The sequence below is a fragment of the Pseudomonas sp. MF6776 genome (genome assembly GCF_016613125.1).
GTDB classification, from domain to species: Bacteria; Pseudomonadota; Gammaproteobacteria; order Pseudomonadales; family Pseudomonadaceae; genus Aquipseudomonas; species Aquipseudomonas iridis.
In genome coordinates, this window is sequence record NZ_JAENSQ010000005.1 from 296,429 (window position 1) to 322,927 (window position 26,499).

Here is a 26,499-nt window from a genome sequence, read left to right on the forward strand (position 1 = left end):
GTCGAGTGAAACGAAGCTGCGATCTTTTGATGATGATTTTTGGAAATCAGATCAAAAGATCGCAGCGCCTACAGTGAGATCGAGCGACGACCTTGAGGTAAGCGGCTCAAGGCTTGCGGGCAATGATCACCTGACTCTTCGCCACCACCGTTTCCAGCGCATCTTTGATCTGTGCGCCGCGGGGTGACGAGAGCAAGGCTTGCCAGGTATTGGCCCAGTGATTGAGCAACGGGTGATCGGGGTTGCTCAGGTCGACCTTCGCCTCCCAGAACAGCAGCATCCACATCGACCAGTAAAAGCCGTACTGACTGTGGCTGATGACCTCAAGACCGGCATCACTGACCATGGTCTTGAACTGTTCTTCGCTGATGATGCGAATGTGATTGGGCTTCTCGTAATACGCCGGTGCAGCAATGTCTTTTTGCAGGTCTTCGGAGCTCGGGTGCGGCACGCTCAACAGATACAACGCCCCCGACTGGCCGACGCGCACCAGTTCGGCGAGGAACTGCGCCGGATCGTCGACATGCTCGAGGACTTCGGTGGAGACCACGCGGGTGGCGGTGCCATCGGCAATCGGCAGTGGATTGCCGTCGGTGACGTGGCACTCGACACTGCGCGCCGGGGTCTCGCTCAAACGCTGGCGGGCCTGTTCGATCTTGTCGCCGTCAATGTCGGCGACAATGAGCCGCGCCCCACGCCTGCCACAAAACTGCATGTTGCCGCCGTCACCGCATCCGACATCGATCACGATGTCATCCGCCGACACCGGGAAGCCTTTATAGAGCTCTCCCGTCTCCTCGTTGAACCAGCCACTGAGCTGGGCATCGTGCAGACCGAGCATGAACGGATCGACCTTCTCGGCGACCGGCGTGACCGCCGCGACGGGCGCAGCAACCGGGGCGGGGGTCGCCGCTGTGAGTTTTCTCAAAAAGCTCAGCATGAGGTGGCTCCAGAGGATGAGACGGTGGATCGGGACGTGCCGAGGCGCGCCACCAGGGCGGCACCGCGATTGCGCATAGGTATTTCGATCAGGCGGTAATTGAGTTCGCTGAGCAGCACGATCAGGAAGATCGCGATAAAAATCATGACTGTCGGATGTCCGGACGGGCTCGGCCAACCGGCACTGTCCAAACGGAAAACAAGTTCGCGCACCAATTGATAGGCGGGAATGTGGATCAGATAGATGCCGTAGGATCGGCTGCCAACCCATGCCAGTATCCTGCGCAAGCCTGCAACAGGCATGAGGTAATCACGATTGTAAGACGCTATCCACACCAGCAATGCACTAAGGACCGCGATCGACCCGATGCGGTAACTGGCCAAGGTAAAACGGTCAGTGGCCAAGAAGCTCAACAACAGAGCGATCACGATCAGGGTCGACAACCCGAACCAGGGTCTGCGCAGAAACGTTGGCTCCCAGTGTTGATAGCTCGGCTGTGCACTCCACATCGCCAGCAATACACCAAGGGCCAGCGCATCGGTCCGCACCACCATCAATAACGGTGTGCGCAAGGTGAAAATCTGCGCGGCAACCAGTGCCAGCAACGCCCAAACCAGATATTTGCGGCAGACCACTATCAGCAGCGGAAACAACAGGTAGAACTGCTCTTCCAGCGACAGGCTCCAATAAACGAAACTGCTGCCGTACTCGTAGCGAAAGAAGCTGTCGGCAAAGCGAAAATTGGCGTACTGCAACACGCCCGCAAGCGTTGCCTGGAAGTTGGCGTCGACGCTGCCAAACGCCCCGGAGCGATTGATCAACACGCAACACAAAAGCATCAGTGCCAACCACAACCAGGCTGACGGCAGCAGCCGAAAGGCGCGGCGCAGCCAGAAGTTGCGCGTATGCTCCCAGTATTGCTGGCGAGTGGTGCACCCGCGCATTGTCGGGATCAGACTGCGGGCGATGACAAAACCCGAGATGGCGAAGAACAGATCAACGCCCCACCACGGCTGCGCCCAACCGTGAATTTTCTCCAGCAATGGCATCGAGTCGACAAACAGACTGCCTTGCAAGTGATGGAACAGCACCCCCAAAACAGCGATGGCGCGTAAGACTTCGATGTCAATGATCCGTTTACCGGTCATGCCTGGGTAAATTCCACAGTCGCGCGGTCACGCTGCAACAGTTGCTCGAGGAATACCCGCAGACGTTGCTCAGCTACGGCCTGACTGCAGAACCCGCTCAAGCTGCTGACGGACTGCGCCGACATTTGCGCATAGCGCTGCGGAGCATTCTTCGCTACCGAGTAACTGGCCCGGTAGGCTGCGCACAAAGACGCCCAGTTGGTGATGTAGCGCAACGTGCGAAACGCCTTGCGCGGGTCGTGCGGCCAAGCTGTAAGCTCATCAGTGGACTCGATGAGAAAAGCATTATCGGCGTTCAGATAGTCAATCATTGCCGTGGTTCGCGGTGCCACAGCCGGCTTGCCACAGGACATGAACTCCATGAGCGGCAGGCATTGGCCTTCGCCATAAGAGGTGTTGACCACATAGTGAGTCGCTTGCACCAGACGCTCATAGTCCGGGTCTGCTAGGTAGCCGTAAATCAGCACAATGCGGCAATCATAGGGCTGGTTCTTGTAGAGGTGATGAAGGATGTCTGCCAGCGCTTCTTCAGCATCGTGATGAGTGAGTTTGAGGACCAGAGTTGCGTCTTTGACGTCGCGGAAGCTGACACAGAATGCGCTGAGCATGTCCTCCCAGTTCTTGCGTCCATCGCCTGGGTTGAAGACTGAGGTATAGACCACTCCATCGAGCAGCAACGTCTGCTCCGTTACCGGCGTCGCAAAATCGAAGCCCTCTCCACTACGCAGATGCACGGGCCCGAACTCGTTCAGGTCAAGTTTGCGGCTGTCGACGACAATGCCCTTGATCTTCAGCGTCACCGGCGCGGATGTTGCCGTGTCCTGCAACTGCGCCCCACGCGCAGCGAAACGATCCCACACCGGAGCGGGCACCGCTATGATCGGGAAGTCGGCACCCATCGCTTCTCGCACCGCATTGACTGTGTAGCTGGAATGAGTAATCGCCGCCCCGCAGGCTTGCAGCACCGCACGCCAGTCATTACGTGGCTCACCGTCGAACGGTTCGTTGGGGATGGTGCTGAATTCCCAAGCGAACACCGACAGCGTCGGGCACGCCAGGTGTACCAGGGTGCGATGGGGCGGTGAGAAAGATAGAAAGATGCAGGGCTCACCTCGGCTCAGACAATCCAGGTACAACGCGTCGACATCACGCTGCGGATCGCTGACTTCAATCACTCGCCCAAGGCGCTCAAGTACTGGCCGGTACTCCTTGAGCACAAAGTAGTAGCTGTACTCCGAACGGCCGAGATTCTGCTTGATGGTGTGCTGGTTGGTTTCCGAATGAATGATGATCAGCATGAGGCGTTATCCGTCACTGGAGCGGGATCCGTCGCTTTGGGTGCAAACGCAAAAAATTCTGCCAGGCGATTTTGCACTGGAGCGAATGCGCAGTATTGCTGCATGCGCGCGATAGCGGCCAAGGACATGCGTTGGTAATCCTGCGGCCGTGTCTTGGCCATGTAATAGCTATTTTCGTAAGCGCTTTTCAGCGAGCCCCAATCCGGTCGATGACGCAAGGTGCGATAGATGATGCGGCTGTCCTGAGGCCAGATTGTGAGTTCCTCGCTGGACTTGACCACGAACGCGACCGACGCGTCGATATAGTCTTCCATTGCTGTGTGATCCGGTGCGATAACAGGTTTGCCACTGGACATGAATTCCATCAATGGCAGGCATAAGCCCTCACAACGCGAAGCATTGACGTAGAAGCTGGCGGACTTGTAGAGGCTGGCGTACTGCGTATCGTCGAGATAACCGTGCAACACCACAACTCGACAGGCGAATGGTGAAAGTTGGGCAAGCAGCGTCATCAACTCGCCGTAGTAAACCGCAAGATCGTTCTGAGTGATTTTCAGGACCAGCGTAGCATCGGGCGTTTCGCGAAACGCCCAGCAGAATGCGGTGACCAACTGATGCCAGTTTTTGCGCCCGTCCCGAGGATTGAACACGCTGACGTAAACCACGCCATCAATGGTGGTTTCGACCAACGTGTGAGTGTCTGGCAGAACTTGCTGCGGTGGTTGCGCTGCAGCCTGTGGGCCCGCAATGGCCGGCAACCGCTCGGCGAGCCAGTCATGTGCAGCGTCGGGGAACAGGTCGCGGATACCTTCCCAATACCAGCGGTGCAAAAACTGCACACGCAGCACGCCTTCCTCACGCCCCGCATTCAGCACCCACAGCCGCAGAAAATGCCGGGCAATGACCCATCGTCGCATCAGGGTCAGGGGCGGAGGACGCAATGCTTCAATTTCGGCTTCCTGCTCCGGCGTCAGCGGTTTAGGCAGTAAATCGTCGGGCGACAACCCCAGCGTTCGCGTGTCGAAGATGCAGCCCTTGATCGCCAGGCGGGTGCCAGCATTGACTGGCGCACTCACGTGCAGGTCTCGAATGGCCGCGAACTGTTCCCACAAAGGTGCCGGCAATACCAACACCGGAAAATCATCACCCATCGCCCGCCGAATGGCCCGGGCTGTGTGGGTTGACAGCGTTATTACCCGACCATGGCGCGCGAGCATGCGAGTCCAGTCGTGGCGGGCGTCGTTGTCCCATTGCTCGTCCGGAATCGAGTCGAACTCCCAGGCCAACACGCAGATCGTCGGGCATTCGAACTCGGTGGAAGTCTTTTGTGGCGGGGTGAACGACAGGAACAGCGCGTCTTCACCAGCGGCGAGCAACTGCCGATAAAGCGGATCGACCTCGGCGGTAGCAGACACCACATGCACCCGCCCCAGGCTTTCGAATATCGGCCGATAAGCCTTGAGCACAAAGTAGTAGCTGTATTCCGCGCGCCCGAGACTTTCGCTGATGGAGGTGTCGTTAACGTCCGAATAAAGAATGAAATTCATGGCATCCCCCACTGAAACTGCCATCCCGGCAGCTTCAATTCATGACAGGCGAACCACGAAACCAGCGCGCATCACTGCGCCCTCTTCCATCGTCGTTGCGCCCATCTCGTTCTTGTTTTAGTAGTCGTTTTCGCAGGGGCCAAAAACCGTCTCGCCAAACCTTGGCCAATCATGCCGAAGGGCATTCTAAACACATCGGTGGAGGATTCGTGAACCACCCGGCGAGAAAAATCAGGCTACGCTGAGCAGAACTGACCGGTCACGGTAAGACCTGTTGAAATTGCTCCGCAATTGGCACAGATTGGTCGGCAAAATAAATACAACAAGCGCTGCGTCCCTGTTCCGTCAAGGTCTTCCCCTTGTCTGACAGTCTTTCCTATCAAGCTTGTAGGACATGGCGCAAGTTCAAGACCAAGGGGTCGCGGTTTGGAAAAGCGTCTATTCATAACGCCACTCAATACACAGGCGTTGCGCCAACACCTGCTGTGCTCGGGCGCTGCGCACCCTCTTTCGCCGCAGGTCCCACAATGACTCGGCTGCTGGTTGAGTGCACCCACGTTTTCCAGCACCCCAAGATCAATTCGGGCATCCAGCGAGTGGTGCGCAACGTCATCAATCAACTGCCGCCTGAAGTCAGCGGTGTCGAGTGCATGCCGGTGGTGATTCTCAAAGGCCAACTCTACCGGGTACTGCACCTGGCGCCATTGAGTTCGCCGCTGTCCAATCGTGTGGTCGAACTAGGTGGGCGCCTCGAACGCCTGGCCCACCATTTCTGGCAGTGGTATCAACGCCACGATCGCCGCTGCAGATCGAAACTGGCGCGACGGGCACTGTACGTGACTTACCGACTATCGACGCTGGTCGCCTTCAGCATACCTCTGCGCATGGTCGAACGGATCAATCAATACCAGTTACCCAAGCGTTGCCAACCGTTGGCGCAGCAACCCGGCGACCATTTGGTTCTGCTCGACTCATCCTGGAATCCGGATTTCTTCCCCCACGCCGAACGTCTCAAACGCGAAGGTATGGGGATCGTTTCCGTGATCTACGACCTGATACCCCTCACCCACCCGCACTTTTATGACACGCGATTGGTGGAGACATACAGCAATTGGTTCGACTGGATCACCCGAATGGCCGATGGGTACTTATCGATATCGGCAACGGTTTGCGACCAGGTCCATGCGGAATTACAGCGTCGCCTCGACGAGCCGCAGTTGAACAAGCTCTGGTTCGATTATTTCCACCTCGGTTCCGAACTGGATCTGAGAGCGGCCAATGAAGTCATCGATCCGCATCTGAAGCGGCTGTTTTCAACCCCGGATCCGGTATTTTTGATGGTCAGCACCATCGAGCCGCGCAAGAATCATGACTACCTGCTCGATGCCTTCGATCTGGCATGGGCCGCCGGTTCCCAGGCCCGCCTGTGCATCGCCGGGCACATCGGCTGGAAACGGGACGCGTTGCTGTCTCGCGTACGCAATCATCCCGAGTTCAATCGGCGCCTGTTCATGTTCAACGACCTCAGCGACACCAGCCTCGAACACGCCTACACCCATGCGAAAGCGCTGGTTTTTCCGTCTTATGTCGAAGGCTTCGGCCTACCGCTGGTTGAAGCCATGCAGCGTGGTTTGCCTGCGATGGGCAGCGATATACCGATCTTTCGGGAAATCGGCGGCGAGTTCATGGCCTATTTCGACTTGAACCAGCCGCAAACCCTGACCGATCTGATCAACACTTTAGAACAGACCGGGCAGTTTCCAGCTGTGCGGGACGTGAAGGAGTGGCGATGGCTCAGTTGGCGAGAAGCCAGTACGCAACTGGCTGCACATACATTGCGTAACGTACTTGAGGCTTCAGCGGCATTGCCCAAACGCAAGGTTTACTTCTGACCCCGGCGGCCCAGGATTACAAATCCAGCACCAGCGGCTGATCGCTCTGCGCCGGCACCGCACAACAAATCAACACATGCCCCGCCTCCGGCACTTCGGCCGGGGGCTGTGGATAATTGACTGCGCCGCTGACCAGCCGTGTCTTGCAGGTGCCGCACGAACCGCCGCGGCAACTGAACTCGGGGCGCAATCCGCGACTTTCCGCCAGCTCCAGCAAACTGCTGCCGTCCGGCTGCCAGCGCGCTTCCTTTGCCGAACGCTCGAACACCACCGGCACGGATGTGGTGGCTGCGGGCGGTTGTTCAATGACAATCGCATCCGGATCGGCGCGACGCTTGAGCGTCGAAGGGCCGAACGTTTCGGCGTGAATCTGCGCATCGCGCACATCCAGCTCACGCAAGCCGTTGTAAAGCCCTTGGGTAAAACCGCCGGGCCCACAGACCACAAAATCAATTTGATCGTAGTCCTCGACCTCCAACAGATCCCTCAATACCGCGCCGTCGATCCGCCCGCGCAGGTCGAAATCCTCGCCCTCGTGCGCGTCCGCTTCCGGCTGACTGAGCAACCGCAGGACCCGCACCGCGTCGCCAGCGCTTTCCAGCAAGCGATCCAGCTCCCTTCGAAAAGGTTGATCGGCCAGGCTGCGTGAACTCTGCAGCAACCATGTTGGACGAATCCGGCGCGTGCGCAGGCCTTGATAAACCACCTCGCGCAGCATCGATAGCAGTGGCGTGATTCCAACCCCCGCGGCTAACAACACCAATGGCCGTCGCTCCAGCGGCGCCACGGTGAAATGCCCCTGAGGCGCTCGCGCCTCCACTACATCACCCACCTGGATCTGCTCGTGCAGATGGGTCGACACGCGTCCTTCGCGCTTCACACTGATCCGATAGAAACCATCCGATGGCGCACTCGACAGGCTATACGTGCGGATGTGTACCTCGCCGTCGAGGGTAAATCTCACAGGCAAATGCTGGCCCGCGAGAAACACCGGCAAACCGGCGCCATCGTCTGGCTCCAGATAAATCGAGCGGATGCTGTGGCTTTCCCGTTCGATCTTCGCCACCCGCAGCGGTCGCCATTGGTTGCCCAACGCTTGCGCCTGCAAACGCGTATCGGCTTGCGCCCAGTTTCCAGTCAACAGACTGGTGGGCGACATGCCGTCGAAGCGCCAGCGCAAGGCCAGCGCTGCTGGCCGGCGAACCAGTTTCTCCACCTCGAATGTCCAAAACCGTTCGGCGCCTTGAAACGCCTCGATCTGCGGCCCTTCCAGGATGATTTCGGTACGCCCGCTGAGTTGCAGCAGTTCGCCTGTGGAAAAGTCGATGAACAGCAAGCCAGCCTGGGGGTTGAGCAGTAGATTGCCGAGGGTGTTGAAGTGCAGATTGCCGGCAAAATCCGGGATGGTCAGACAATTGCCTTCCACCCGAACGAACCCGGGCTGGCCGCCACGATGGGAAACGTCCACCGCACGCTGACCATCGACATCGACATAACTGGCGACAAAGAACGTATCGGCGCCTTCGATCAGCGCTTTGGCTGCGTCATCAAGGGTGTCGAGATGCTGAGGTGGGCGCGTCTGCGGATCACTCAGTGGCACGCGCTGAAACTGGCGCAGTTGAATGTATTGCGGACAGTTGCCGAAGGCTTGATCGACACTCACATCGAAACCGTTATCGCCTAGATCGCCGACATGGCCGTTGAGGCGATTGCGCCGCCGCGTATGCAGTTCAATCCCGAGCAAACCGATGGGCTCGCCGTTACGCAATTGCGCCGGATCATCGCCGGCGGGCAACGTGCTGAAACGCAGATGCTCGGCATCAGGCGAATGGGCAAACCCCGGCGCGCCTTCGAGCACGCTGGCCCACGGACGACCCTGGGCATCGACCGCGCCGTACAGCATGAAGGGAAGTTGCTGATAGAACTCACGGTGCTGGTCGGGCATCCAGGTGCGAATCACCTTACGCCCGAAAGCCTCCATGCGTTCGGCAACGCCTACATGGGCCTGTAACTGTTGCTCGCCAGCGTGCCACGGTGAACGTTCCATCACGACCTCTCCCCTGCGCCCTCGGCGCAGCGTGGATTGCGGGAATCAGACTGCGGTTTGCAGACCGGCGACGGTGCGCGGCATGCCGACGAAACCGGGCAGCGCTTCGACCCGGGCCAGCCAGGCGCGGACATTGCCGTAGTCGTCCAGCGAGACATTGCCCTCCGGGGCGTGGGCGATATAGCTATACGCCGAAATGTCGGCGATGGTCGGCTCATCACCTGCCAGATACGCGGTTTTCCCCAGCTCAGTGTCCATGACCGTGAGCAGGTTGTGTGCGCGAGTGATCAGTTCTTCAGCGTTCAGTTTGGCCCCGAACACCGTGATCAGCCGCGCTGCCGCCGGGCCAAATGCAATCGGCCCGGCCGCGACCGACAACCAGCGCTGCACCCGTGCCGCACCGACCGGATCGCTCGGCAACCACCGACCGTTGCCGTACTTTTGCGCCAGATACACCAGAATCGCATTGGAATCAGCCAGCACCACGCCGTTGTCATCAATGGCCGGGACCTGACCGAAACTGTTGATTGCCAGATATGCAGGCTGCTTGTGCTCGCCCTTCGCCAGATCGACCAGAATGGTCTCGGTCGGCAATTGCAGCAGCGACAGCATCAGTTCCACCCGATGGGCGTGGCCGGAACGCGGGAAGTTGTAAAACTTGATCGGTTGCATGGTCGACTCCACTGGATGATCGCACCGCCCAAGGGTTAGCAGCGCTGATGGGAGCCATCTTCCACCTATCTGCAAAGCAACAGAATCACCAGTATTCGCAATCGATCATTTCATCTCATGCAATAACGCGGCGTTTTTCAGCGATGGATGCTCACGCAGAGCGTTCACCGTGAAATCAACAAAGCTGCGCACCCGCGTCGGCGCTTTGCGCCCGCCCTGATACACCACATGAATGGGCAGCGGCGGCAGTTCGAAGTCGGCAAGGACGATTTCCAGCTCACCTGCCGCCACTTTGTTCGCCACCTGATAGGAAAGCACCCGCGTCAGCCCGAGACCGAGGCACGCCGCTCTGATCGCCGCCTGATTGGCGGTGACCACCAGCCGCGGCTCCGGACGCACGATCAGCGATTCGCCCCCCTCAAGAAATGGCCAGTTGCGCATCTGGCCGGTGGCCGTAGTAGCGACGACGGGCAAGCCATTCAACGCTTGTGGATGCTGCGGTCGACCGTGCTCGGCCAGATATTGCGGCGAACCACAGACCACGCGCCTGACCTCACCCACCCGAATCGCATGCTGATTACTGTCCGGCAGCTCACCGATGCGCACCGCCACATCGACCCCCTCCTCGACCATGCTCACCACCCGATCCACCAACAACGCGTTGATCGAAACGTCCGGATACTGCGTGAGATACCCGGTCATCACCGGTGTGACAAACAACTCACCGAACAGCACCGGCGCTGTCACCGTCAGTTGCCCACGAGGCTGGGCGTGACTGCCTGCGGCCGAATCCTCGGCTTCCTGCACCTCGGCGAGAATTCTCCGACAGTCCTCCAGGTACCGCTGACCCGCTTCGCTAAGGTGCACGCTGCGCGTGGTACGGATCAGCAATTGCGTGCCGATTCGTTGCTCCAATGCAGCAACGGCGCGGGTGACGCTCGCAGCCGACAAACCGAGGCGCCGCGCGGCGGCGGAGAAGCCCTGGTCTTGAGCGACGGCGGCGAAGACCTGCATTTCCTGAAAGCGATCCATGGCGAAGACCTCGATTCAAAAGCAAAAGATCGCAAAACTCCCGCAGCATCCTAAGAAGCCTATTAAGCGCAAACGTCTTGAGAATTAAAACTGTCGCACCGGGCTTGATGCAGCCCTGACAGCCAGTCACGCGCGGAGCCAAGCATCAGCATTGCCGTCTGGGTACATTGGGCGTAAAGCGAATTGATCACAATGATCAATTTACTAGAGTCGCAAGCGCCTGTTGTCATGGCATCTGATACAGCTTTCGAGGATTGCGGGCAATTGCCTGCTCAATGGCACGCGGGTGCGGCCAAAGGGATCGCCTGATAAAACAGTTGAATACCCGGCCACCACCCGATCAGGCAATGGCCGGGCCAGACTCAGCGATAGACCGGAAAACGACGGCACAGCGCTACAACTTGTTCGCGCACGTGGTGCCCGACCTTCTCGCTGCTTCCGTTTTCCAGGGCATCCAGTACGTCGCACAACCAGCCGGCCACTTGCTCGCAAGCCTCCACACCAAACCCGCGGGTGGTCACCGCCGGGGTACCGATACGAAGGCCGGATGTCACAAACGGTGAGCGCGGATCATTCGGCACCGAGTTTTTGTTGGCGGTGATATAGGCACTGCTCAGGGCCGCGTCGGCCTCCTTGCCGGTGTAGGGTTTGTCGGACAGGTCGATCAGCATCATGTGGTTGTCGGTGCCGCCCGAGACGATCTTGTACCCGCGCTTTTGCAACACACCGGCCATGGCCCGGGCGTTGATGACCACTTGGGTCTGGTAGATGCTGAACTCAGGCGAAAGCGCTTCCTTGAAGGCCACGGCCTTGGCCGCGATCTGGTGCATCAGCGGCCCGCCCTGCACGCCCGGAAACACAGCGGAATCGAGCTTTTTGTAGAAGGCTTCATCCTGTCCCTTGGACAAAATCAAACCACCGCGTGGCCCACGCAGGGTTTTGTGCGTGGTGCTGGTCACCACATGCGCGTGGGGAAGCGGATCCGGGTATTCGCCCGCGGCGACCAGCCCGGCGACGTGGGCCATATCGACCCAGAAAATAGCCCCAACCTTGTCGGCAATGCTGCGCATGCGTGCCCAGTCCTTGTACCGCGAATACGCGGAAAAGCCACCGATCAACATTTTTGGGCGAGTCTGCAGTGCGATTCGCTCCATCTCGTCATAGTCGAGAAAGCCGGTTTTCGGGTCCAGTCCGTAAGGCACGATGGTGTAGTGACGCCCCGAAAAGTTGGCCGGGTTGCCGTGGGTCAGGTGACCGCCCTGGGCCAGGTTCATGCCCATCACCGTATCACCGGGGTTGATCAGTGCCAGGAAGACCGCCGCGTTGGCCTGGGCGCCCGCATGGGGTTGCACGTTGGCGTAGTCGCAGTCGAACAGGGCCTTGACCCGCTTGATGGCCAGCCGCTCGGCCACATCGACGTATTCGCAGCCGCTGTAATAGCGCTTGCCGGGGTAGCCTTCGGCGTACTTGTTGGTGAGCACCGTGCTCTGGGTTTTCATCACCAGCGGGCTGGCATAGTTTTCCGAGGCGATCAGCTCGATATGGTCTTCCTGGCGATGCTCTTCATTGTGAATCGATTCATACAGCTCAGGGTCGAAAGCGTTGAGGGTCAGCGTCGAGTCGTACATATGCAAAGTGTCCTTGGTCAAGAATTCAAGCGGCGGGTGACAGCAGGCGGGTGATACGCGCGGCGATGTCGTCGATCTGTGCGTCATCGCAAATCAGCGGCGGCAACAGGCGCACGGTGTTGCCCCGTGTGACGGTGATCAGCAGGCGTTGTTCTTCACGGGCCCGGCCGACCAGTTCGGCGCACGGGCCATTGAGTTCAATGCCGATCATCAAGCCGATGCCGCGAACGGACACCACCTCAGGATGGTTGCCCAGCGCCAGCTTCAGGGCTGCCAACAAGCGGCGGCCCGAGGCGGCAGCGCGTTGCGGGATGTGATCGCGCTGCATGATGTCGAGCACTGTGCAGCCCACGCGGCATGCCAGCGGGTTGCCGCCGAACGTGGACGCATGGTGGCCGGGGGAAAACAGCTGGGCGGCCTTGCCCCGCGCCAGGCATGCGCCGATGGGGAAACCGTTGCCCAGCGCTTTGGCCAGGGTAATGACGTCCGGCTTGATGCCCGCGTGCTCAAAGCCAAACCAGGTACCGGTGCGGCCCAGTCCGGTCTGCACTTCATCAATCATCATCAGCCAGTCGTGTTCATCACACAGTTGGCGCAGCGCCTGCAGGTAGCCGGCAGAAGCGGCGTGCACGCCCCCCTCACCCTGCACCGGCTCGACGAGCACCGCGACGATATCGGGTGACTGCGCCGCGACCTGGCGAATCGCCTCGATGTCGTCGAAAGGCACCCGCACAAAGCCCGGCATCAGAGGCTCGAAGCCGCGATGCACGGCGGGATTGCCGGTGGCGGCGAGTGTGGCCATGGTGCGCCCGTGAAAACTGTTCTCCATCACCAACACTTGGGGGTGGGCCACCTGCCGAGCGTTGGCGTGCAGGCGGGCCAGTTTGAGCGCCGCTTCGTTGGCCTCCGCTCCGGAGTTGCAGAAAAACGCCCGTTGCATGCCCGATAGCAGGCACAGTCGTTCGCCCAATTGCTCCTGCCATGGGATGCGAAACATGTTGGTCGTGTGCAGTAACACCGTGGCTTGCTCGGCGATGGCCGCGGCAATTTCGGGGTTGGCATGCCCCAGGCTCGTCACCGCCACACCGGCGATGGCATCCAGGTATTCAACACCCTCGGTGTCCCACAACGAGGCGCCCTGGCCTCGGCTGAACGAAACCGGTTGTCGGGCTGAGGTGTGCATGAGGTAAGCGGGTGCAGCGGACATTGCAGGCCTCCTGTAGAGGGGGATCAACGGCTGGGTGTGATCGACAACAACGTGTCTTCAATGAGGGGGCGGGCATCGGCGGTCGGCCAGTAGTACGCATCCGGCATGGCTCGGGCACCGAAGATCGCCTGCCCGACGCGCACCACGGTCGCGCCCTCCTCAATGGCGACTTCAAAGTCACCCGACATGCCCATCGACAGCTCTTGCAGCGACACCCCGTCAGGGGCGCAATGACGCAAGCGGTCGCGCAATTCACGCAGCCGGACGAAGCAAGGGCGCACCCGCACCGCGTCGGCCGAGAACAGCGCCAGCGTCATCAACCCGCGAACCCGCAGTGTCGGGAACGCTGGCATTGTCTCCAGGAAAGCCGCCACGTCATCGGGCGCTAGCCCGTACTTGCTGGCTTCGCCGGAGGTATTGACCTGGACGAACACGTCCATCTGCCGATCTAAAATGCGCAGGCGACGGTCCAGCGCCTCGGCCACCCGCAGGCTGTCCAGGGCCTGGAACTCACTGGCGAAGCGTGCGACCTGCTTGGCCTTGTTGGTCTGCAAGTGGCCGATCACCGACCATTGCAGGTCTTGCAGATCGGTCATGGCTTCCCACTTGCGCTGTGCTTCCTGCACCTTGTTCTCGCCCAACAGGCGGCAACCGGCGGCATAGGCCAGACGCAGATGAGCTTCATCAAAGGTTTTGCTGACCGGCAACAAGCGCACACCGGCAGGGTCGCGCCCTACCCGACGGCACGCCTCGACAATGCGTTGCTGCACGGCGGCCAGGTTGCGGCGAAAATCTTCGACACTGTCGGCCTGTGGGTAACGACCATGGCGCGCATGCAGGATGTTGAGGTCTTCGGTTTGATCAGGCATCAGTTGGCCGCTCCCTTGGTGGGCACTGCAACCGGTTCGGCCTGGGGGACTGCAGTCTTTTCACGACGCGGCAACTGCCCATTGAGCACGGCGTAGGCCGCCAGGCCGATGACCAGGCCCCAGAACGCGCCGCCGATGCCCAACAGGGTGATATTGGCCGCGCAGGCCAGGAAAGTGATCAGCGACGCTTCCCGCGATTTCACGTCCGCCATGGCATTGGCCAGGCTCGCGCCGAGTGTGCCCAACAGGGCCAGCCCGGCCAGGGTAGTGATGAAGGTCGCCGGGAAGGCCATGAACACCGCCGCCAGGGTCACGCCGAAGATCCCCACCAGAATGTAGAAGATGCCCGCGGCCACGCCTGCGATCCAGCGCTTGGACGGATCTTCCGAGGCTTCCTTGCCCGTGCAGATGGCGGCGGTGATGGCCGCGATGTTGAAGGCATGGGAACCGAACGGCGCCATCAGCAGAGAACCCAGCCCGGTCACGCTGAGGATCGGGTTGGCACTGGTGTTGAAGCCGTCACTGCGCAGCACCAGCATGCCCGGCATGTACTGCCCCGTGAGGGTGATCAGAAACAGCGGCAACGCCACGCTCAACAACGCATTGACCGAGAACTCCGGGCGGGTGAACACCGGTGTCGCAAACTCCAGCGTCAGCCCCGTGAAGTCCACGCGTCCCTGCATCAGCAGAAAGCCAAGCCCCAGCACCAGAATGCCGACCACCGCGTAGCGCGCACTCAAGCGCTTGAACAGGATGTAGGCGCCGATCAACACCCCGACCAATAGCGGGTCGACGCTCATGCTGGCGAAAGCACCGATACCGAACTGCAGCAGGATGCCGCCCAACAGGCCCGCTGCCACACCCGGCGGGATCAGGCGAACGGCTTTTTCAAAGTAACCGGATACGCCCAGCAGCACGAACGCTGCAGCCGAAATCATGTACGCCCCAATGGCCTCGGCGTAGGGTGTGGTCGCCAAGGCGACGATCAAAAACGCCGCCGCCGGGGTCGACCAGGCGGTGATGATCGGCTCGCGGCTCACCCAACTGAGGAACAGCCCGGTCACCCCTACCCCGATCGACACAGACCAAACCCACGATGCCGTCAACTCAGGGCTGAGCCCTGCGACCTTGGCGGCCTGAAACACCAGGATGAAGGTGCCGCCGTAATTGACGATCACCGAAATCAACCCGGCAACCACCGGGTGCAGCAGGTCCCGCAGACGCAGGGACGAGAGGGGTTGAGTAGATGACATAGGTCTTGGCTCCTTGCTGGACGATGCATCCGGCCGCTGGTAAGCGGTCATTTATAGCGGTTGAATGGCAGGTTTTACCCCTACGCTTTAACGCAGCAGACCAGACCACTTTCTGTGGTCGGCTCAGCCATGCTCACGCGCAAAGGCGTTCATGAAGTCGCACAGTGCCTCCACCGCCGGCACCGAAACGGCGTTGTAGAGGCTGGCGCGCAGGCCGCCGACGCTGGCGTGGCCTTTGAGGCCGTTGAGACCGGCCTGCTCCGCGCGCCGCAAAAAGGTCTTCTCCAGCGCTACCTCGGCCAATCGAAAGGGCACGTTATTGATGGAGCGATACGGTGCCTGCACTGAGTTGCGATAAAACCCGTCACTTCCATCGATGGCGTGATAAAGCATTCGCGCCTTGGCCTGGTTGCGCTGATGCAGCGCCTGCAGACCGCCACTGTGCTTGATCCACTTGAGCGTCAGGCCTGTGAGGTACCAAGGGAAAGTCGCAGGGGTATTGAGCATCGACTGCGCTTCGCTGATGCGCGCGTAGTTGAGAATGTCCGGGGTAAAAGCATGGGAACGCTCCAGCAACGCCGGGTCCACGATGACCACCGTCAACCCGGCCACGCCCATGTTTTTCTGCGCGGCGGCATACACCAGCCCATGCCTGGCGATGTCGATCGGCTTGGACAGCAGGCTTGAACAGGCATCACACACCAGCGGCGCGTCGCTCGCGGGCGTGTCGATGAACTGCACGCCGTGCACCGTCTCATTCTCGGTGTAATGCAGGTAGGCGGCGTCGGCGTTAAGGCGCCAGTCCGAGGCAGGGGGGACATGATCGAAACCGGACGCGTGGGCGCTGGCAACCACGCGCACATCGCAGTAGCGCCGGGCAGCCTCGATCGCCTTGCCCGACCAGAGGCCGGTGTGCAGGTAATCCGCCGTGCCTTTATCGCCTATCAGGTTCATCGGCACTTGAGCGAACTGCAACGAGGCGCCACCTTGCAGGAACAGCACTTTGTAGGCGGGCGGCACCTCGAGGATATCGCGCAGGTCCTGTTCGGCTTCACTGGCCACCGCCATGAATACCTGCGAGCGATGGCTGATTTCCATCACGGACATGCCGGTGCCGGCAAAATCGAAAAACTCCTCGTGCGCCTGAGTGAGGACGTCCAAAGGCACCGCGGTGGGGCCTGCGCTGAAGTTGTGTGACCGAGCCATGGTTGAGTAACTCCTGTTCAAGAACGCTCGCCCTGCGCGTCATCACCGAGGTAAAGCCGAAGGGTGGCGAGGGCCAGAGTCTACGGATAAACTGGCCTGCCTTTACCTGCCAGTTCATGGAAAGAGAGCAGACCACATGGCGAAGACCTTCGAGCTGGAAACCCTGAAGATGCGCCTCAACGACGCTGAATTTCGGCTGCTGGATCTGCATCAGCGGATTCAACGTGCATTGCGTGCGCTGATTCTCGACGGCGCCCTTGGCCCCGGCTTGAAACTGCCTGCCACGCGGGTGCTGTCCAAGTCATTGGGGTGCGCCCGCGACACCGTCGAGAACGCCTATGTGCAGTTGCATCGGGACGGGTTTATCGTGCGCCGCGAAGGCGCCGGCAGTTACGTCTGCGACACGGTGGGCGTCGAATTGCGCGGTACTGGCCGCCGACGCCTCAGGGCGCAGGAAATCAGGAGCAGCGTCGCCGCACCGGGCGCCGAACTCAGCCAGCGCGGGCGGATGATCTTCGACACCGGCGGCGTGCGCGATCAGCAAGTCATCAAGGCATTCGCCACCGGTCTGCCGGAAACCCGCAGCTTCCCGACGGATGTCTGGGAGCGTTTGCAGCGCCAGGTCATGAAGGACTATCGCGCGAGCGTGCTGCTGCATGGCGATCCACAAGGGGCTGAGCCCCTGCGCAAAGCGATTGCCACCTACCTGAACCTCGAACGCGGCGCCAAATGCTCCCCCGACCAGGTACTGGTCTTGAGCAGTACGCGTCAGGCGTTGTATCTGTGCGCGCAATTGCTGGTGGACGCCGGCAAGCCGATTCTGATGGAAAACCCCGGCTACTACGGCGCCCGCAAGGCCTTCCAGATCGCCGAAACCAAGGTGATGCCCATTGATGTCGATGAACAGGGCATCCGCACCGACCTGTTGTACGCCGACCGCAGCGGCGCCAATTGCGTGTATGTCACGCCCTCTCACCAATACCCCACCGGCGCAACGTTGCCGCTGGAGCGGCGTCTTGAGTTGATCAATTGGGCGGCGCAAAAAGGCAAGTGGATCATCGAGGATGACTACGACAGCGAGTTCCATTACGACGGGCAACCCACGGCGTGCGTGCAAGGCCTGGACAAGTATCAGCGCACGCTCTACATCGGCACCTTCAGCAAGACCCTCTACCCCGGACTGCGCATGGGGTACATGGTGCTGCCCTCCGAACTGGTGAAGCCCTTTGCCTATGCGCGCAGCATGATGGACGGCCACACTCCGCAAACGCTGCAACTGACGCTGGCGCGCTTTATGGAGGACGGCCATTACAACGCGCATGTCCGGGCCATGCGCAAGCTGTATGCCGGACGCCGGTCGATCATGCACGACGCCATCGGCAAGTACTTGAGCACGGTGGTCACCGCCGAACTGCCGCCGGGCGGGCTGCAAATCCCCTGCTTGCTGAAAGCCGGGTGGTCCGAGGAAAAAACCATCCGCCAGGCCGCCACTGCCGGCGTGCAACTGTCCGGCCTCAGCGGTTTGTACGCGGGCGAACCGAAGCAACAGGGCTGGCTGCTGGGCTACTCCTCCCTGACCGCGTATGAAATAGAAGCCGCCATGTTGCGCCTGGCCAACGCCCTGAAAATCTAATGGCCCAGCGCATAGTTCATCAGCAGCTGCTGGGCCTGGACGGCCATCCGCGCACGCGGGGACAACTTTGAGTATTCAACCGTGATGACGGGTTGAGGCTTGGCGGTGTTGAACAACCTGAACCGTGACGTGCGGGTAGCCGCCAGGCGGCCGGTGGGGATAAAGCCGGGCATCGGAATTCCTTTTCAAAAAGCGCGGTCGGTTAATACGGCAGCCTGAAACGCTTGGTCAGGTCGCTGATACCTTCACGAATCGAACGTTCAGTGCGGCCGTCAAGGGCACCGCTGCGCACGCCACCGAGCATGGCCAGAATCATGTCGCCGATCTCCCTGAATTCATCGACCCCCATGCCACGCGAAGTGCACGCCGCACTGCCGAGACGAATGCCGGACGTCACGGTGGGCTTGACCTCATCGCCGGGCACGACATTTTTGTTCACGGTAATGCCGATTGCCTCCAACGCACGCTCGGCGACATTCCCCACCAGGCCCCACGGCCGCAGGTCAATCACGCCCAAGTGACAGTCGGTCCCGCCCGACACGACCAGCAGCCCACCTTCAGCCAATCGGCCGCACAAGGCCTGGGCATTGGCGACCACGGCGTGGGCATAAGCGCCGAAGGCCGGTTGCAATGCCTCGCCCAGTGCCACGGCCTTGGCTGCAACGATATGCATCAGTGCTGCGCCCTGCAGGCCGGGGTACACCGCCGCATTGATCTTCTGCGCAATGGCCTGCTCATTGCACAGGATCATCCCGCCACGCGGGCCGCGCAATGTGGCATGGGTACTGAGGGTGGTGACATGGGCGAACGGCACAGGAGACGGATACGCACCACCCGCGACCAGCCCTGCGACGTGGGCGATATCGGCCATCAGGTACGCACCCACCTCGTCGGCAATCGCACGAAACCGGGCGAAATCCAGCGCCCGTGAGTACGCCGAGGCCCCTGCGATGATCAGCCGTGGACGTTCTTGTCGGGCGATCTGCTCGACCTGATCCATGTCGACCCTGTGGGTCACCGGGTGCACGCCATAGCTGAGGGCCTGAAACCAGCGACCGGACAAGTTGAACGCAGCACCATGGGACACATGCCCTCCGGACTTGAGGTCCAGGCCCAGGATCTTGTCCCCCGGCGCCAGCAGAGCCAGAAACACCGCCTGGTTGGCCTGGCTGCCCGAATGGGGTTGCAGGTTGGCATAGGCACAGCTGAACAGTTGCCTGGCCCGCTCGATGGCGAGCTCTTCAATTGCATCGACATTGCAGCAACTGGCGTAATAGCGACGCCCTGGGTAGCCCTCGGCATATTTGTTGGTCAGCACCGACCCTTGGGCCTCGAGCACCGCACGACTGACCACGTTCTCAGCGGCGATCAGCTCGATTGACTGCACTTGGCGCTGACGCTCGGCGTCAATGGCGCGCCACACCTCCCCGTCCACCTGAGGCAGCGCAACGCCGCTGACCCCTGGCAGCGCGTGGCCCTCCCGATAAGCGAAATGCGGCATGGTCACTCCCTTTCTAAACGCCCGATAACACGCCGCACTACCCTATCCGCCCACGGGCCGGCCAGCCATACCAGTTCGCTCAGATGTTGCAGACCACCGCCCTCAAAGCCCTTGCCACACGTCTACGCAGGGGCAGGCGCGGTGAAATCGCCGCCATTTAAAGTGGTCTGGTGGCCTCATCGGTAATGGACTATCGCGCAAGACCATCGCCTCATTAAGCTCTGCGCCGAATTTGCCATGCTCACTACACAGGTTTCGCCATGACGATTCGTATCGGGTTGCTGCCACAGGTCGCCGCCGCACACTTTGTCAGTCATTTGCACATCATGGTGCTGGCGGCGCTATTCCCTCTGCTTCCGGCTTTTTTCAAGGTGGAGTATGTGGAACTGGGCCTGGCGTTGAGTCTGTTCAATATCGTCACAGCGCTGGTACAGGCACCCATGGGATTTGCCGTGGACCGCTACGGTGCCAGGCGCTTGCTGTTGGTCGCGCTGGCACTGGGCAGCAGCAGTTTCCTGCTGATTGCACTCCTGCCCGGCTACACCTGTTTGTTGATCGGCATGGTACTGGCCGGCGTCGCCAACGCGGTTTATCACCCGGCCGACTACGCCCTGCTGTCCCGCCATATTGACCCCGCCCACATCGGTAAGGCGTTCTCCGTGCATACCTTTGCCGGATTCCTTGGCGCGGCCGTGGCCCCGGCGTTTTTGCTGGGCATCGCGGTGGCGAGCAACCTGCCCATGGCCTTCGCGGCGGCGGCACTGGTGGGCTTTTTCGTGCTGGCGCTGTTGTTGATCCCTGGCTCCGCACTGGCCAGAGTCAGTCGCGTGTCTCTCGCCGCCGACCCGACACCCATCGGCGCCAGTCGCCTGTCACTGCTCTCGCCTATGGTGCTCAGCCTGACCCTGTTGTTCGTGCTGCTGAACCTGAGCACCGGCGCGATTGAGAAGTTCTCGGTCGCCGCCCTGATGCAAGGCCAGGGCGTGGCCTTGACCTGGGCCAACTCGGCGTTGACCGCCTTCCTCTTTGCCAGCGCTTTCGGCGTGCTGGCAGGGGGAGCCTTGGCCGACCGGACCCGCCGCCATGGCGTCGTCGCAGCCAGCGCGTTTGCCTTGGCCACCGTGCTGATGCTGCTGGTCGCCACGGCACGCTTGAGCGAGCCGGCGCTGCTGGTCGTGCTGGGGGCTGCGGGTTTCCTGACCGGGGTGATCGCACCGTCCCGCGACATGCTGGTACGAGCGGCGGCCCCGAAGGGTGCCGAAGGCAAAACCTTCGGCATCGTCTCTACCGGTTTCAACATCGGTGGCGCCATCGGGCCCGTCGGGTTCGGCTGGCTGCTCGACCAAGGTCAGCCCAACGCAATTTTCTGGGCCAGCGCCGCCTTCATGTGCCTGACCGTTGTACTGACTCTGATGCAGGAGCGGTCCATGGCCAGGGCCCGAAAAACGGCGGCACTCCAAGTGGCATTCAAGTGACCTGAATCAATAGCCGCAACGTGTTTTTGCCGCAGACTTGAAGGGCGCCGTCCCGCATTTATTGCGCTGCACCCTCGCTTGTGCGGACCCGTTATTTTTGCAAGGACTGCACGGTAAACCCTAACACCAATAGCCGATTTCCTTGGAGTTAAAACATGGAACGTTTGAATTGTGGTACCGATGACGTAGTAAAAAACATGCTGGCCAAACTCTCCACGCTCTGGAAAACCCGCGCGGCCGTCAACAACCCGCAACCGAACTACTGGGGCCTCGCCTTCGATGCCGACAAGCAAGACTTCAGCCTATCGCTGCTACCGTTTCGTCATCACCAGGCCTGGCTCGAAGCCCCTCAGGACCTGCAATCCAAATGCCTGTCGTATGCGTGGGGCATCTACAACCTCAAGACCATTTACATCGAATGCAATGTGGTCGTGCCTGCCTGCGAGGACATTATCAAGACCCCGCCGCCGAGCAACAACCGCGCCCTGCTGCAAGACGTGATGTCTCAGGCACTGCTCGACGAAGCCCTGCACACGCGCATGTCCATCATGGCCTGCAACTATATCTATGACATGCGCAAACTCACCCCGCTGGACTTCAGCGCGTTCAACCTGGTGACCTGGCGCGAGGCCCTCCTGGCCAACTGCACCGCCGAATGGGAGCGACGCCTGACCCGCTTCGGCGTCGCGTGTGCCAGCGAAACGCTGATCACCGACTACCTCAAGACCATGGCCGAGGACGCCAGCATTCAGGCGGTGTGCCATGAGGTCACACGCACCCATGCCATGGACGAGTGGAGCCATTCCAGCGTCTTCAGCTTCGTCGCTTCCGACATCGTCAATGGCCTGAGCCGCAAGGAACGCGAGTACTTGCGCTCGATCATCCTGCGCACGGTGCAGATGTTCGCCAATAACGAAATGGGCGCATGGGCCACCGTGTTTTCGATGTTGGATTTCCCCCATGCCGGCGAGATCGTGCATGACGTGGGCGACAACAACGAAATCAGCGTCTACACCGACTCGCTCGAAGCCCTGATAGACCGGATCGGCTTGACCGGCAACGGCCTCAGCAGTGCCGAGCATGCCATTGAAACCTTAGGCGAGAAGGCCCGCGCATGAACGGCATGGCATCCCTCAAAGCCCTGTGCGAACACGTCAGCATTGAAACGGCCAACGTAAAAGTCTTCACCCTGCGCGCGGTAGACGCACCCGTCGAATTCCTCGACAGCCTGGAGGCAGGCAAACACGTGGCCCTGCACGCCGCTGACATGGCGGGCACCCATCACCAGCGGTTGTATTCGATCACGCGCAAGCACGGCGCCGACCGGTTCGACATTGCGGTCAAACGCGAAGGCCGTGGCGGGGTTTCGGACCAGTTGCACGCCACGCTGCAAGCCGGCTCAACCACCGCAATGCAGTTTGTGGCAGGTGATATTTCGCTGGAGTCGGTTCTGGGTTGCGGACAGGTCGGCATGCTCGCCGGCGGCATCGGCATCACCTTGCCGATTGCATTGCTGCGCGGCCTGGCCGAGCGCGCGCGACGCGGATTGGCGGTGCCCGATGTGAGCCTGCTGCTGTGTGTGCCGTCCATCGCCGAGATTTCGTTTCTACATGAGTTGCTGGAGCTTGAGCTGACCACATCGTGGTTCTCCTTGCAGGTGTTCGTAACCCGCGAAGCGGTCAACACCAACGGACACTTCAGCGCCGGTCGTCCCCAAGTCCAGGACCTGAGCCGGCTGGGTAACCCCGACCGCGTGGTGATTTGCGGCAGCTATGGCTTCGCCCAAGGCATGCGCGAACACACTCTGGCCATGTTCCCCACGAGCCGCTTGCTCATCGAGTCATTCACCCCACCGGCCGCGCCGGCCTCCGCCGCACAGCCTGAGGCTCAGGCCAACGCGACGCTGCGCCTGCACTTGAACCACAACGATCAGGTGCTGGAGCCGCCCGCCGGCAAGAGCTTGCTGGAGATGCTCGAAACCAGCGGCATCGCGGTGCGCAGCCTTTGCCGCGCCGGCATCTGCGGTCACTGCCGGCTGAAGGTATCGGAGGGCCACTACACCCTTGAGCCCGACTTTTGCCTGACCGACAAGGACAAGGACGACGGCTACGCCCTCGCCTGCTGCACCTTCCCGCAATCCGGGACGATCAAGGTCGACCTCTCCACCACGGTATGAACATTTACCGTCCTTACTTCAACAACTGGTTTTTTCCATGAAAACTGCCATTGCATTGCGCCACATTCACTTCGAAGACGTTGGCACCCTCGATGCCGTTCTGGCCGAAGAAGGCTATACGCTGATTTACGTGGACCCCACGGTCGACACCATCTACAGCGAGCCGGTGCTGCAGGCCGACTTGTTGATCATACTCGGCGGCCCTATTGGAGCTTATGACGAGCAGCTGTATCCGTTTTTGCACGACGAATTGAAACTGGTGCGCCAGCGCGTTGCGTCCGGAAATCCCCTGCTGGGCATCTGCCTCGGTGCGCAATTGATCGCCCGGGCCATGCACGCCGACGTCTACCCGATGGGGGTCAAGGAGATCGGTTTTTCACCGCTGACCCTGACTGCGGCCGGTCAAGACTCGCCGCTCGCCGCGCTGATGGACACCCCCGTGCTGCACTGGCACGGCGACCAGTTCGATGTGCCAGAAGGCGCTGTGCTGTTGGCCAGTACTCAGGTGGGTGCTCATCAGGCGTTCGCCGTGGGCAACACGATTCTCGGCCTGCAATTTCACCTCGAAGCCGATACCGCCAACATCGAGCAATGGCTGGTTGGCCATGCCAGCGAACTGGCACAAACCGGCATCGATCCTGTTGCGTTGCGCAGCGAGGCCATAAACCTCGGCGACCGCCTGACCCGCGCCGCGAGCCACGTCATGCGGGCCTGGCTGAACAACTTGGGCACCCCGATAAAACACTAATAGCGGTCGGGCAACCGCCCACCGCATTTGCACCGTGTAAAACCACCTGAAAAATATCAAGGATGAGGAATCAAAAATGATCGTCGTATTGTTTGAGTTACAGGCACTGCCAGGCCAGGGCGAGACTTATGTTGACCTGGTCAACAAGCTGACCCCAATGCTTGAACCCATGGACGGGTTTATCTCCGTCGAGTGCTTTCAAAGCACGCTCAACCCCAAGAAGGTGATGTCGGTCACCACCTGGCGCGATGAGGAAGCCGTGGTGCAGTGGCGCAACGTGACAGCCCACCTGTCGGCACAGCGCGCCGGACGCGACAAAATCTTCGATGACTATCGCGTGCGCGTGACATCGGTGATTCGTGATTACGGTCTGCGTGATCGCGAACAGGCGCCGTACAACGTAGTCGTCGACGGTGAACCCGCCACGGCTGCGGCGGTAGTTTAACGGCGTATTCTGGTCACCTGCACAGGGGCGAGAGATTAATGTCGGTGGTTGTGGTGAGCGGGCTCACCACAATCCCTATTCCACACTGGTAATCCCGCAACGCCTATTCACGCAAGCCAACCTCCCATGCCTTCTGCGGCCGCCACCTATTCCTGAAAATGGAATGTGCACAAAAAGTCCTGGAAAAATATCAGCCCTGTGAATAAGTCTGATCACCGGTACCAGGCTAAACCTCCAGCAAGATCACCCACCAAAATCGGACATCTGGTGGAGGCCATTAAATAAAAAAGCCCCTGAAATCAAGGGCTTTGGCATTGCTTCAAAATCTGTTGTCTAAAATCATTCGTCTGGGTACCAACAACATAGTTTGACACAACCCATCGCGTAAATCGGGGTCTGTAGGATGATTCGCGATAAAGACAACAGCAACATAGATTGACACAGATGGGCTGCGCTTCCAATACAGGGCCGGGCTGCTCCCAACATAGTGTGACACCAACAACTGAAGTAAGCGGTCAGGAGGGGAGCAGCATAATCTGCGGTCTTCAGCACAAGCTCAGTGCGATGTCTAAATCTGTGCGCAACCTACGGCCGGCTCCCATAAGCACATAAACCGTATTTGTCGTCTCAAACAAGCAGTTGTGAGTGAAGGAAACCCCCAACGTTGATCTGACCCAATCACCAGGCGCAAAACGACCTTTTCTATCTTGGATAACCGTCAATGCGTAAACCAAGGCAGGGATAAGCCCTCTATCGGTGATGGCTATTCGTTGACGTGTTGTAACTTCGAGATCCAAGATTACCCAATCAGCAACAAGGCAATATGCACGGGAAGGAAAATGCAGACCTGCGAATGTCACTGCATCTAAATCGGGGAGTGGGCACCCGTTTATGTTTTCGCCTGCGGAAAGCAGCGAGGTAAACGCCGCCAAATTCATTCATCCCTCCAGCCGGTCGGTAAACTGACTCGAACGTGAATCATCCATAAGCATAGCTCTCAGCGAACAGCCTGGTACCGATGGCGACGAATAGTAGCCAGGTCGCCTCACACCTGGTTTCTCAACTCTCCCTTTATCTCACTGAACGGGATGATTTCTATTGGCGGCGTCACAGCACAAATCGGTTTACGCCAATAATCCACGCTATGCCATTGGCCGTGCTTGAACCCAACCTCTGGGTAGGTGCCGATGTGGGTGAACCCGAGTGCTTCATGGATACCTATACTTCCTGCGTTGGGTAAGGCAATGCCGGCATAGGCTGCATGAATCCCCTGTTTCTCTAGAACTGGTAGAAGCTGCTGATAAAGCGCACGACCAACCCCTTTTCGGTGCACAGCCGGATCAACATACACGGTGACATCCGCCGACCATCGATAGGCTTCTCTCGCTCGATGCTCGCTTGCGTAAGCGTATCCAACGACGTTGCCCTCCACCTCGGCTACCAGATAGGGATGCGGCGGTAGTGTTGCGGTTATTCTTGATGCCATCTCATCAACAGTCGGTGGTATCAGCTCGAACGAGATGACTGAGTTCAAACCATTGGAGCATAGATAATCTGGATGGCAGGGGCATCAGATGGTGTAGCAACCCTCACTTTGTAATTCATGTCTTTCCTTACTGCCCCTTTAAAAAATCGCGTTTGAAAGGCTGAACCACGGCGGTTACAGGAGCTGAGTGCAACACGGTTATTGAATTGAAGCTGGAGCATCATGCCGCATAGCCATAGCTTCCTGCATCACCTCGTCCATAACCTCGATCGGACACTTGAAGTCGAAGCGCTTAC

General features: G+C 59.9%; 22 protein-coding genes and 1 pseudogene. 7 read left to right on the forward strand and 16 right to left on the reverse strand.

Annotated features, from left to right (window positions below; all coding sequences use genetic code 11):
* Positions 1-106 precede the first annotated feature (106 nt).
* Genes JJD74_RS08390 through JJD74_RS08405 form a run of 4 tightly spaced genes read right to left on the reverse strand, consistent with a single transcriptional unit; the run spans position 107 to position 4,933 of the window.
* Complete coding sequence (locus tag JJD74_RS08390; RefSeq protein ID WP_115146686.1) at positions 107-940, reverse strand: class I SAM-dependent methyltransferase; 834 nt, start codon at positions 938-940, stop codon at positions 107-109.
* The gene (locus JJD74_RS08395) at positions 934-2,088 is read right to left on the reverse strand and encodes an acyltransferase family protein (RefSeq protein WP_200612883.1); all 1,155 of its coding nucleotides are present in this window, start codon (positions 2,086-2,088) and stop codon (positions 934-936) included. The genes JJD74_RS08390 and JJD74_RS08395 overlap by 7 nt, the downstream gene beginning before the upstream one ends.
* Positions 2,085-3,386 (reverse strand): glycosyltransferase, encoded by a 1,302-nt coding sequence (locus JJD74_RS08400; RefSeq protein WP_200612886.1) that lies wholly within the window; start codon positions 3,384-3,386, stop codon positions 2,085-2,087. Before JJD74_RS08400 ends, JJD74_RS08395 begins: the two co-directional genes overlap by 4 nt.
* On the reverse strand, positions 3,380-4,933 hold the full coding sequence (locus JJD74_RS08405) for a glycosyltransferase (protein ID WP_234451687.1): 1,554 nt from the start codon (positions 4,931-4,933) through the stop codon (positions 3,380-3,382). Before JJD74_RS08405 ends, JJD74_RS08400 begins: the two co-directional genes overlap by 7 nt.
* 527 nt (positions 4,934-5,460) lie before the next feature.
* Between JJD74_RS08405 and JJD74_RS08410 the strand changes: the two genes are divergently transcribed.
* The gene (locus JJD74_RS08410; protein ID WP_200612892.1) at positions 5,461-6,825 is read left to right on the forward strand and encodes a glycosyltransferase family 4 protein; all 1,365 of its coding nucleotides are present in this window, start codon (positions 5,461-5,463) and stop codon (positions 6,823-6,825) included.
* A gap of 16 nt (positions 6,826-6,841) precedes the next feature.
* On the opposite strand, the gene JJD74_RS08415 is transcribed toward JJD74_RS08410, so the two are convergent.
* From JJD74_RS08415 to serC, 8 genes are all read right to left on the reverse strand, one after another.
* Entirely contained in the window at positions 6,842-8,872 is a 2,031-nt protein-coding gene (locus tag JJD74_RS08415; RefSeq protein ID WP_200612895.1) for a pyridoxamine 5'-phosphate oxidase family protein, read from the reverse strand.
* Positions 8,873-8,917: 45 nt separating this feature from the next.
* Positions 8,918-9,544, reverse strand: a complete 627-nt coding sequence (locus JJD74_RS08420; protein ID WP_047304334.1) for a glutathione S-transferase family protein — start codon at positions 9,542-9,544, stop codon at positions 8,918-8,920.
* A 105-nt stretch (positions 9,545-9,649) separates the two neighbouring features.
* Entirely contained in the window at positions 9,650-10,576 is a 927-nt protein-coding gene (locus JJD74_RS08425) for a LysR family transcriptional regulator (RefSeq protein ID WP_042561886.1), read from the reverse strand.
* A 362-nt stretch (positions 10,577-10,938) separates the two neighbouring features.
* The gene (gene glyA / locus JJD74_RS08430) at positions 10,939-12,204 is read right to left on the reverse strand and encodes a serine hydroxymethyltransferase (RefSeq protein ID WP_115146697.1); all 1,266 of its coding nucleotides are present in this window, start codon (positions 12,202-12,204) and stop codon (positions 10,939-10,941) included.
* A 25-nt stretch (positions 12,205-12,229) separates the two neighbouring features.
* Positions 12,230-13,411, reverse strand: coding sequence for an aspartate aminotransferase family protein (locus tag JJD74_RS08435; RefSeq protein WP_200612899.1), 1,182 nt, complete (start codon positions 13,409-13,411; stop codon positions 12,230-12,232).
* Positions 13,412-13,434: 23 nt separating this feature from the next.
* The gene (locus JJD74_RS08440; protein WP_200612902.1) at positions 13,435-14,280 is read right to left on the reverse strand and encodes a YggS family pyridoxal phosphate-dependent enzyme; all 846 of its coding nucleotides are present in this window, start codon (positions 14,278-14,280) and stop codon (positions 13,435-13,437) included.
* Positions 14,280-15,533, reverse strand: a complete 1,254-nt coding sequence (locus JJD74_RS08445; RefSeq protein WP_200612920.1) for a benzoate/H(+) symporter BenE family transporter — start codon at positions 15,531-15,533, stop codon at positions 14,280-14,282. Before JJD74_RS08445 ends, JJD74_RS08440 begins: the two co-directional genes overlap by 1 nt.
* A gap of 123 nt (positions 15,534-15,656) precedes the next feature.
* Positions 15,657-16,739: a 3-phosphoserine/phosphohydroxythreonine transaminase gene (gene serC / locus JJD74_RS08450; RefSeq protein ID WP_200612923.1), complete on the reverse strand. Its 1,083-nt coding sequence runs from the start codon at positions 16,737-16,739 to the stop codon at positions 15,657-15,659.
* A 136-nt stretch (positions 16,740-16,875) separates the two neighbouring features.
* On the opposite strand from serC, the gene pdxR reads away from it, so the two are divergent.
* Complete coding sequence (gene pdxR / locus JJD74_RS08455) at positions 16,876-18,372, forward strand: MocR-like pyridoxine biosynthesis transcription factor PdxR (protein WP_200612926.1); 1,497 nt, start codon at positions 16,876-16,878, stop codon at positions 18,370-18,372.
* On the opposite strand, the gene JJD74_RS08460 is transcribed toward pdxR, so the two are convergent.
* Together JJD74_RS08460 and JJD74_RS08465 are read right to left on the reverse strand one after the other, a co-directional pair.
* Positions 18,369-18,545: a hypothetical protein gene (locus tag JJD74_RS08460; RefSeq protein WP_200612929.1), complete on the reverse strand. Its 177-nt coding sequence runs from the start codon at positions 18,543-18,545 to the stop codon at positions 18,369-18,371. The genes pdxR and JJD74_RS08460 overlap by 4 nt on opposite strands.
* A 29-nt stretch (positions 18,546-18,574) precedes the next feature.
* Entirely contained in the window at positions 18,575-19,873 is a 1,299-nt protein-coding gene (locus JJD74_RS08465) for a serine hydroxymethyltransferase (RefSeq protein WP_042561893.1), read from the reverse strand.
* A gap of 260 nt (positions 19,874-20,133) precedes the next feature.
* Here JJD74_RS08465 and JJD74_RS08470 point away from each other — a divergent pair, with 260 nt between their 5' ends.
* From JJD74_RS08470 to JJD74_RS08490, 5 genes are all read left to right on the forward strand, one after another.
* Complete coding sequence (locus JJD74_RS08470) at positions 20,134-21,348, forward strand: MFS transporter (RefSeq protein ID WP_047304345.1); 1,215 nt, start codon at positions 20,134-20,136, stop codon at positions 21,346-21,348.
* 155 nt (positions 21,349-21,503) lie between these two features.
* Entirely contained in the window at positions 21,504-22,466 is a 963-nt protein-coding gene (locus JJD74_RS08475; protein ID WP_200612932.1) for an AurF N-oxygenase family protein, read from the forward strand.
* The gene (locus JJD74_RS08480) at positions 22,463-23,524 is read left to right on the forward strand and encodes a 2Fe-2S iron-sulfur cluster-binding protein (protein WP_200612935.1); all 1,062 of its coding nucleotides are present in this window, start codon (positions 22,463-22,465) and stop codon (positions 23,522-23,524) included. The genes JJD74_RS08475 and JJD74_RS08480 overlap by 4 nt, the downstream gene beginning before the upstream one ends.
* Positions 23,525-23,561: 37 nt before the next feature.
* A complete protein-coding gene (locus JJD74_RS08485) occupies positions 23,562-24,272 on the forward strand; it encodes a glutamine amidotransferase (RefSeq protein WP_200612938.1) in 711 nt (236 codons plus the stop codon).
* A gap of 76 nt (positions 24,273-24,348) precedes the next feature.
* A complete protein-coding gene (locus JJD74_RS08490; protein ID WP_042561898.1) occupies positions 24,349-24,717 on the forward strand; it encodes an antibiotic biosynthesis monooxygenase family protein in 369 nt (122 codons plus the stop codon).
* Positions 24,718-25,262: 545 nt separating this feature from the next.
* Here JJD74_RS08490 and JJD74_RS08495 read toward each other — a convergent pair.
* Both JJD74_RS08495 and JJD74_RS08500 read right to left on the reverse strand, forming a co-directional pair.
* Positions 25,263-25,655 carry a DUF6957 family protein gene (locus tag JJD74_RS08495; protein ID WP_200612941.1) on the reverse strand — a complete coding sequence of 131 codons (393 nt, stop codon included), beginning with the start codon at positions 25,653-25,655 and terminating at the stop codon, positions 25,263-25,265.
* Between the two features lie 107 nt (positions 25,656-25,762).
* A pseudogene (locus tag JJD74_RS08500) lies at positions 25,763-26,322 on the reverse strand (arsinothricin resistance N-acetyltransferase ArsN1 family B).
* Positions 26,323-26,499: the final 177 nt, after the last annotated feature.